General features: G+C 37.9%; 8 protein-coding genes. 1 reads left to right on the top strand and 7 read right to left on the bottom strand.

All coding sequences use genetic code 11. The features are described from left to right. Positions 1-109: 109 nt before the first annotated feature. The 3 genes from D5R40_RS29605 to D5R40_RS29600 all read right to left on the bottom strand — a co-directional run bounded on the left by D5R40_RS29605 (position 110) and on the right by D5R40_RS29600 (position 1,645). Complete coding sequence (locus tag D5R40_RS29605) at positions 110-493, bottom strand: hypothetical protein (protein ID WP_124155624.1); 384 nt, start codon at positions 491-493, stop codon at positions 110-112. 209 nt (positions 494-702) lie between these two features. Further along, positions 703-858, bottom strand: coding sequence for a hypothetical protein (locus tag D5R40_RS36410; RefSeq protein ID WP_161564717.1), 156 nt, complete (start codon positions 856-858; stop codon positions 703-705). A 304-nt stretch (positions 859-1,162) separates the two neighbouring features. Then, positions 1,163-1,645 (bottom strand): acyl-CoA thioesterase, encoded by a 483-nt coding sequence (locus tag D5R40_RS29600; protein WP_124147324.1) that lies wholly within the window; start codon positions 1,643-1,645, stop codon positions 1,163-1,165. Positions 1,646-1,749: 104 nt separating this feature from the next. Between D5R40_RS29600 and D5R40_RS29595 the strand changes: the two genes are divergently transcribed. Then, the gene (locus tag D5R40_RS29595) at positions 1,750-2,604 is read left to right on the top strand and encodes a universal stress protein (protein WP_124147323.1); all 855 of its coding nucleotides are present in this window, start codon (positions 1,750-1,752) and stop codon (positions 2,602-2,604) included. 317 nt (positions 2,605-2,921) lie between these two features. Here the strand turns inward: D5R40_RS29595 and psbM are convergent, their stop codons facing one another. The 4 genes from psbM to D5R40_RS29575 all read right to left on the bottom strand — a co-directional run. After that, a complete protein-coding gene (gene psbM / locus D5R40_RS29590) occupies positions 2,922-3,026 on the bottom strand; it encodes a photosystem II reaction center protein PsbM (RefSeq protein WP_124147322.1) in 105 nt (34 codons plus the stop codon). A 54-nt stretch (positions 3,027-3,080) separates the two neighbouring features. Then, positions 3,081-3,386, bottom strand: a complete 306-nt coding sequence (locus tag D5R40_RS29585; RefSeq protein WP_124147321.1) for a 2Fe-2S iron-sulfur cluster-binding protein — start codon at positions 3,384-3,386, stop codon at positions 3,081-3,083. A gap of 362 nt (positions 3,387-3,748) precedes the next feature. Beyond that, entirely contained in the window at positions 3,749-3,973 is a 225-nt protein-coding gene (locus tag D5R40_RS29580) for a hypothetical protein (protein ID WP_124147320.1), read from the bottom strand. After that, a partial coding sequence (locus tag D5R40_RS29575; RefSeq protein ID WP_134239640.1) for a TolC family protein occupies positions 3,970-6,030 on the bottom strand: 2,061 nt, incomplete at its 5' end. The genes D5R40_RS29575 and D5R40_RS29580, both read right to left, overlap by 4 nt.

Genomic DNA, 6,030 nt, shown 5'->3' with positions numbered 1-6,030 from the left:
CCCCAAGTAATTTTGAACACCCCCGTTGACGGTGGGGTATTAAACCCACAAAGAAAATGATAAAATAGTCCGCTTCTTGAAATAGGCGATCGCGATTCCTAAAATATAATTATCGAAAAAATTGACCGCGATTATTGACAAAATCCCAGGTCTGTGCATAAAAACTTTGAGATTGATTTAGGGTTATTTCTGTGGTAGCATAATAACCATAAAAAGTTACGATGAGGGGTATGTTTAACTTTTTTGCTAGTGGCAGTGCTAAAACCCCATCCAGACCAAAATGAGCGTGAATTAACTGAGGCGATAAATCTTGCAAAGATTTCAGCCAGCGAGGATGGATAAAACCAGTTAATTTGTAGGCTGTTTTCCAGAGACCAGGAGGAGAGGCTAAGTAACCCAGAATAATCGCTCTATCCTGGGGAATCATTGATTTGGCAGTGAAAAAGCCAGATGAGCCAACGTAGAATCCTTGATAGGATGAAAAATTCTCCACTTGTGCGGGGATAAAAGTTTCTGATTAGGGAATTAATTGGTCGCGATAGATAATTACTATTGGTTTCATTAGTTGCTTTGGCAAAAAAGAGCGATATTAGACTTTTTTATGTCCTGTAAAATTATCAACATTGGCAAACAATTCTTTCAGTTTCAGCAAAGAATAAATATATTTGTAGTTAGTAAATTTTTTTTCAAATTAAATCTTGCTTATTTATATCTAAATGTAAAACCACCAAAAATATAAAGTTTGTCATTAATAACTGTTGTCGCACTTTCTAGGAGTGGGGTAGGAAGTGGAGCGCCTATCTTCCATAACCTGTGAGGGAGCATCCAATTTTCAAGTGTTTGTGTGATTGAGACCATAATTAATTGTTATAAGTAATTTTTTTGAGCAACTAAAAATTTAATTGTTTTTAGTTTGCTAACCTATAGCTTCAGTAGATGCTGCTTTCTCTTTAATTTTTTCCGCAAATTCCAACATTTTTCCCTTGCTTTTTCTGTAGCTATTTTTAATCGAGTTTGGTCAACTTTCATTTTCTTTCAAAACAGGGATAATTTTTTCCTGATAACTATGGATAATATCTCCCGAATTAGCTGAACTGGGAGGTAATTACAGACTTTATCAGTCTATTACCTCCTTAATAACATAAAAAATAAATCTCAACTATCAATAAAGCTTGGTTAAAGCTGCTTCTACTTTTGGAGGTAAACGGCGCATGATTTTGCCTTTTTCTCGGTCAACAGTTACTAATGTTACTCTGGCTGTAACATATAATTCTTTACCATCCAAAGATTGAATTTGGTAATCCCAGTCTAGTTTGACTCCTTGAGTATTTGTCATGCGAGTCCTGACTGCAACTACCATCCCAAACTTGACCGCTTTGTGATAACGTACTGAAAGTTCTACCACTGGTAAATCGCAACCAAGGTTAACCAACTCAGCATACTCAATACCAATAGAACGCAAACTTTCTATTCGTGCCTCCTCCATCCAGGAAATATAAGTCCCATGCCAAACAACACCAGCATAATCAGTGTGATGAGGATGAACTCGGACTATATATTCAAACCAAGCATCTGATTTCTGAGTAGATTGATTTTCAATCGCACTTGTGGGTAACTGAGATTGAGATTGTTCTGATGAGGCCACTTTACAAAATTTGCTAAAACGCTACATTTCTCAAAGTTATCATGGGTACAGGAGATTTATGCTATTTTTAAACGTTATTATTTGCTGATTCACTCAATTAAAAAATGATAAACAAAATTTTGTTAGCTGTTGCTGGTCGGGGACTATGTGAGCAGATGCTCAATATGTTGATGGACATCCCTTACTTCCAAGTAGCATCTGTGACTGTCTTGCACGTTGTCCCCCCTCAACCTAGTGCAGAAGGTATGTCTGCTAAGTTAGAAGAAGGTGGAAAAATCCTGGCAGAGGCTGTTCAATCTTTAAAAATAGATCCAAAAAAAGTTAATCCCCGACTCAAACAAGGAGACCCCAAGGATATTGTTTGTCAAGTAGCTGATGAAGAAGAATCTGAACTAATTATTATGGGTTCCCGGGGCTTAGGCAAACTGCAAGCTATTCTGGAAAATTCAGTTAGTCAATATGTTTTCCAGTTAACTTCCCGTCCAATGCTACTTGTGAAAGACGATATCTACGTTAAAAAAATCAGGCGGGTGATGGTAGCTCTAAATTCATCAGAAGGAGGAAAAAGTTCTCTACAGTTGGCTATTTCCTTAGTGAATCAAATTCCTGGGGGACAATTAATTTTGAGTCATGTTAAGAAAGATCCCAGTGGAAAATCAATGCAAGATTATACTGCCGATGCAGAAAAAGACCCTGTTGTAGCTGAAGCTGCAGCAGAAGCAAAAAAAATGGGTATTCAATATCGCTGTGTTGCTGCCAGTGGTAAACCTGGTCCAGAAATTTGTAAAATTTCCCAGGATTTGAATGTAGACCTATTGATATTGGGCTCACCAGACCGCCGTCCATCCAGTGCTAAGAATCTTGTGGACCTTGATAAACTATTAGGAAATTCTCTATCGGATTATGTGCGAGTTTATGCCAATTGTCCTGTATTGTTAGCTCGCCAGAGTAGTAGTTAGGGTTTGCTGAAAAAGTCTTTTTGTCAAGGTAGGAGTCAGGAGTCAGGAGTCAGGAGTCAGGAAGAACAGGGTATTATCAGGAGGTAGTCGGAAGAACTGTCCCCTCATTTTTCTGCCCTCTAATGCCCAAAATATTAACTTTTGAAGCTTGAGACATCTCAAACTAGGCACTTTTTTCGACCCTAAAAAGACTAAAGCCAATATCAGTCAATGCTTTGAGATTTAATCAGCAGAGCAATAATTAGAAAAAAACGGCAAAGTAGGAGGACAATTTTTTAAATTATGCTCCTACTCTGAGTGTGTAAACTGCTAAATTTTTAGCTTTCGTTGTTACCAGTTTGAATATACAAAATGATTAAGAAAACGGCTGGCACAAATATGAACAAAATGGTTGCCACAAAGCCTAAATCATTAACTGCCATGATTAACCCACCTTGAATTGAAAAAAACCACAAGGTTAAGAATACCATTATTTGCTATTTGCGCTTTGGTTTTGTTTTAATAGTTACAGGACCGTTAACCATGGTTTGACAAGCTAATCTATAAGAAGGGGGTTTCTTCTTCAACTTTTTTTCTTCCACTGGAGTACGGGGTGAAAGATTTTCCAGACCTTCAACTACCTCTACGACACAGGTTCCACATTGTCCATAGCCCCCGCAATTCATCATTTTGCCTGTAAAGGTGTAGAGGTCAATACGGTTTTCTAGAGCTTTGATTCTTAAATTTGCTCCATCAGCAGCAATTATTTCTTGGTTTTCTTGTTCAAATTTGATGTTGGCCATTATGAATTATTAACTTATATTGAGATTGGTAATTCTAAAAAAATGTTAACTAATGTTGAGAAGTTTAATATCATATTCAGTTGAATACTCATAAATAACTTAGCTAGGAGTCAGGAGTCAGGAGTCAGGAGTCAGGAGTCAGGAGTCAGGAGTCAGTAGGAATAAAGGGTGAGAGTGGGAATTATCTGGGGATATTCTGGCATTTTATGTCTGCATTGAATGGAAGTAGAAAGTGCGTTGATTGTATAGGCGGATTTTATGTAATATCAAATCCGTTTAATTCGGTATACAAAAATGTTCCATCTTCAACCATTACCAAATATTTCTCGATCTCCCCATCTCCCCATCTAATTACACCGATGCTACCGGATTTGATATAACTTGTTCTGTTGGAAGAAGACAGAAGAAAAAGCCACTATAAAACTCAGAGAAAGCAATATTTGGTTGTCCTGCTCGCGTAATAAAGATATATATTTTTTAATTTCTTCCCACACTCCCCACACTCTATCTACCATTACTATGCACCACAACCCAATATTTTTTCCTCTTGCTTCTTGCTTCTTGCTTCTTGCTTCTTGCTTCTTCAAGGAGTATCTGACAAATCTCCACCAGGAAGATTACTAACAGCTCGCTGTAGCTCTGACAAAGAACGGTTATAGTCAATAATTGCAGTTAGCAAATTATTCTCAGCTCTGGTCAAGTCTGTCTCAGCATTAATAACCTCCAACTGAGTTCCCACACCTGCTTGAAATCTTAGTCGCGCCAAACGTAAAGCCTCTTTGGCCTGTTCCACGCCTAATTCTGCTGTAGAAATATTCTCAAAACTGGCTTCCAAACCAAAAAAGGCTTGTTCAACTTCACGACGAACCTGATTTCTAACTTGCTCAAACCGATTTTCTGCAATATCTTGATCTAGAATACTCTGTCTAGCAGCTGCCCTAGCTGCACCACCATCAAAGAAATTCCATCTAAAGTTGAATCCTACTGTAGTTCCATCGGCCCAACCTCTTGCAGCAAAAGGGCTTAAGTTATCAGTAGTTAACGCCAACACATTGTAAGTGGCAAAGAAATTTAAGCTTGGCCTGATGGCTGAGAGAGCTAATTTTCGTTGCTCATCGCTTAAGTCTCTTTGTACCAACTGCTGTTCTAACTCAGCTCGGTTTTGAAAAGCAGACACAATTGTTTCATCTAAAGATAGAGGCCAAGACCCTGCTGGCTCAATTGGGTCAGCAGCCGTTAAATTGATTAACTGACTTATATTCAATCTTTCCACTAAGCGACGTTGAGCAGTACGCTGGTCTCGAAATGCATTTGTCAGATTTTGTTGTTCGTTTGACAATGTTACTTGAGCTTGCAGTACATCAAACCTAGTTCCAACTCCAGCTCTTTCTAAAGCTTCTGCATCCTCTAAACTTTTTCTAGCGTTAGCCACAGCAGCTTCCCCAATTCTGACTCGTCCATCTGATTCTTGTAGATCGTAGTATTCATCAGATACATCAAAGCGTAATTGTTCTGAAACTCTTTCTAACTCTAGTTCTCGGAGGTGCATTTGTTCTCTAGCAATTCCAATTCTAGCAGAACGAGCTTTACCAAGGCCAAGGTCATAGTCAAATCGAAATGTATTATCAAAAGTCGTGACTGGGAAATTTTGAATATCTGTGTCTATAAACTCTGTACCTCTACTTTCTGCAAGTCGTTGTTGAGCTTTTGCCTGTAAATCACCACTAGCACTTTCTATACGTTGTAGGGCTGATTCAAAAGTTAGGCTGGGCCACAGAGCAGCTTGAGCTTCTCGCATACTTGCTCTGCTTCTTTCAACTTCTAATTGAGCAATTTCTATTTCTGGATTATTGCGTCTGGCTAAATCAATGGCTTGTTCTAAAGTAATTGGTATGGTTTCTTCTATCTGTACTTCTTCGGGGGTAATTGGAAAGTTTAATGGGTTAGAAGATTTTGGTTGAATTTGAGGGGGAGGATTTGTTTTTAAGGTTCCGTCTGGTACTGGTGGGGGAAAACTTTCTGTTGTTTGTTGAACAATGATAAAGCCACTATTTGTTGATGAGGGTTTTTGATTTTCTACTCTGGCTAAGTTAGGAACAGTATTGTTGTTTGGAGTTTGATTGAGACCTGTGGTTATCTGGGCTGATTTTTTCTGTGTTGAAGTATTCCCAAAAGTAGGTGGATTATGAATTGTTGTGGCTGAATTTCGATTATTTCTACCGGGCAATCTTAGGGGATGAGTTAAGCCTAATGCTTGGGTTTCAGTCTGTGCTAAGTCATTGACTGTTTCCATTATCGGTGCTCGATTGATGCTTGTCATTACTCGGTAAGAATTTCCTAGAATTGAATTTCTTTCCGATGTTGTTTTGGGATTATTTGTTTCGTTTTCTTGATTCGGTTGTAAATTTGTCTGAAATTTTGCTGTTTCAATTTTAGGATTTTCTGCTTTTGGTTTTGACTGTAGCAAATCTAATAAACTAGAATTTGATTTCTCTAATTCAACCAATTTTTTTGATTCTACATTAAATTTTTCAGCCCCTTTACCAGCGAGAGTAATTGACTGTTGAAATTCTGTTCCTTTACCAGGACTAATTTCCGTTTCTACCTCATAATTATCTGAATTTGACTGTAATAAATCTAATAA

Origin of the sequence: Okeania hirsuta, assembly GCF_003838195.1 — a bacterium.
Taxonomy (GTDB): domain Bacteria; phylum Cyanobacteriota; class Cyanobacteriia; order Cyanobacteriales; family Microcoleaceae; genus Okeania; species Okeania hirsuta.
Note: the sequence above shows the minus strand (reverse complement) of the source record. Positions and strands in the feature narration are given on the sequence as shown.

Coding starts and splice junctions, on each gene's coding strand:
- D5R40_RS36410 (WP_161564717.1), bottom strand. CDS start 858: ATGGTCTCAATCACACAAACACTTGAAAATTGGATGCTCCCTCACAGG.
- D5R40_RS29595 (WP_124147323.1), top strand. CDS start 1,750: ATGATAAACAAAATTTTGTTAGCTGTTGCTGGTCGGGGACTATGTGAG.
- psbM (WP_124147322.1), bottom strand. CDS start 3,026: ATGGCAGTTAATGATTTAGGCTTTGTGGCAACCATTTTGTTCATATTT.
- D5R40_RS29585 (WP_124147321.1), bottom strand. CDS start 3,386: ATGGCCAACATCAAATTTGAACAAGAAAACCAAGAAATAATTGCTGCT.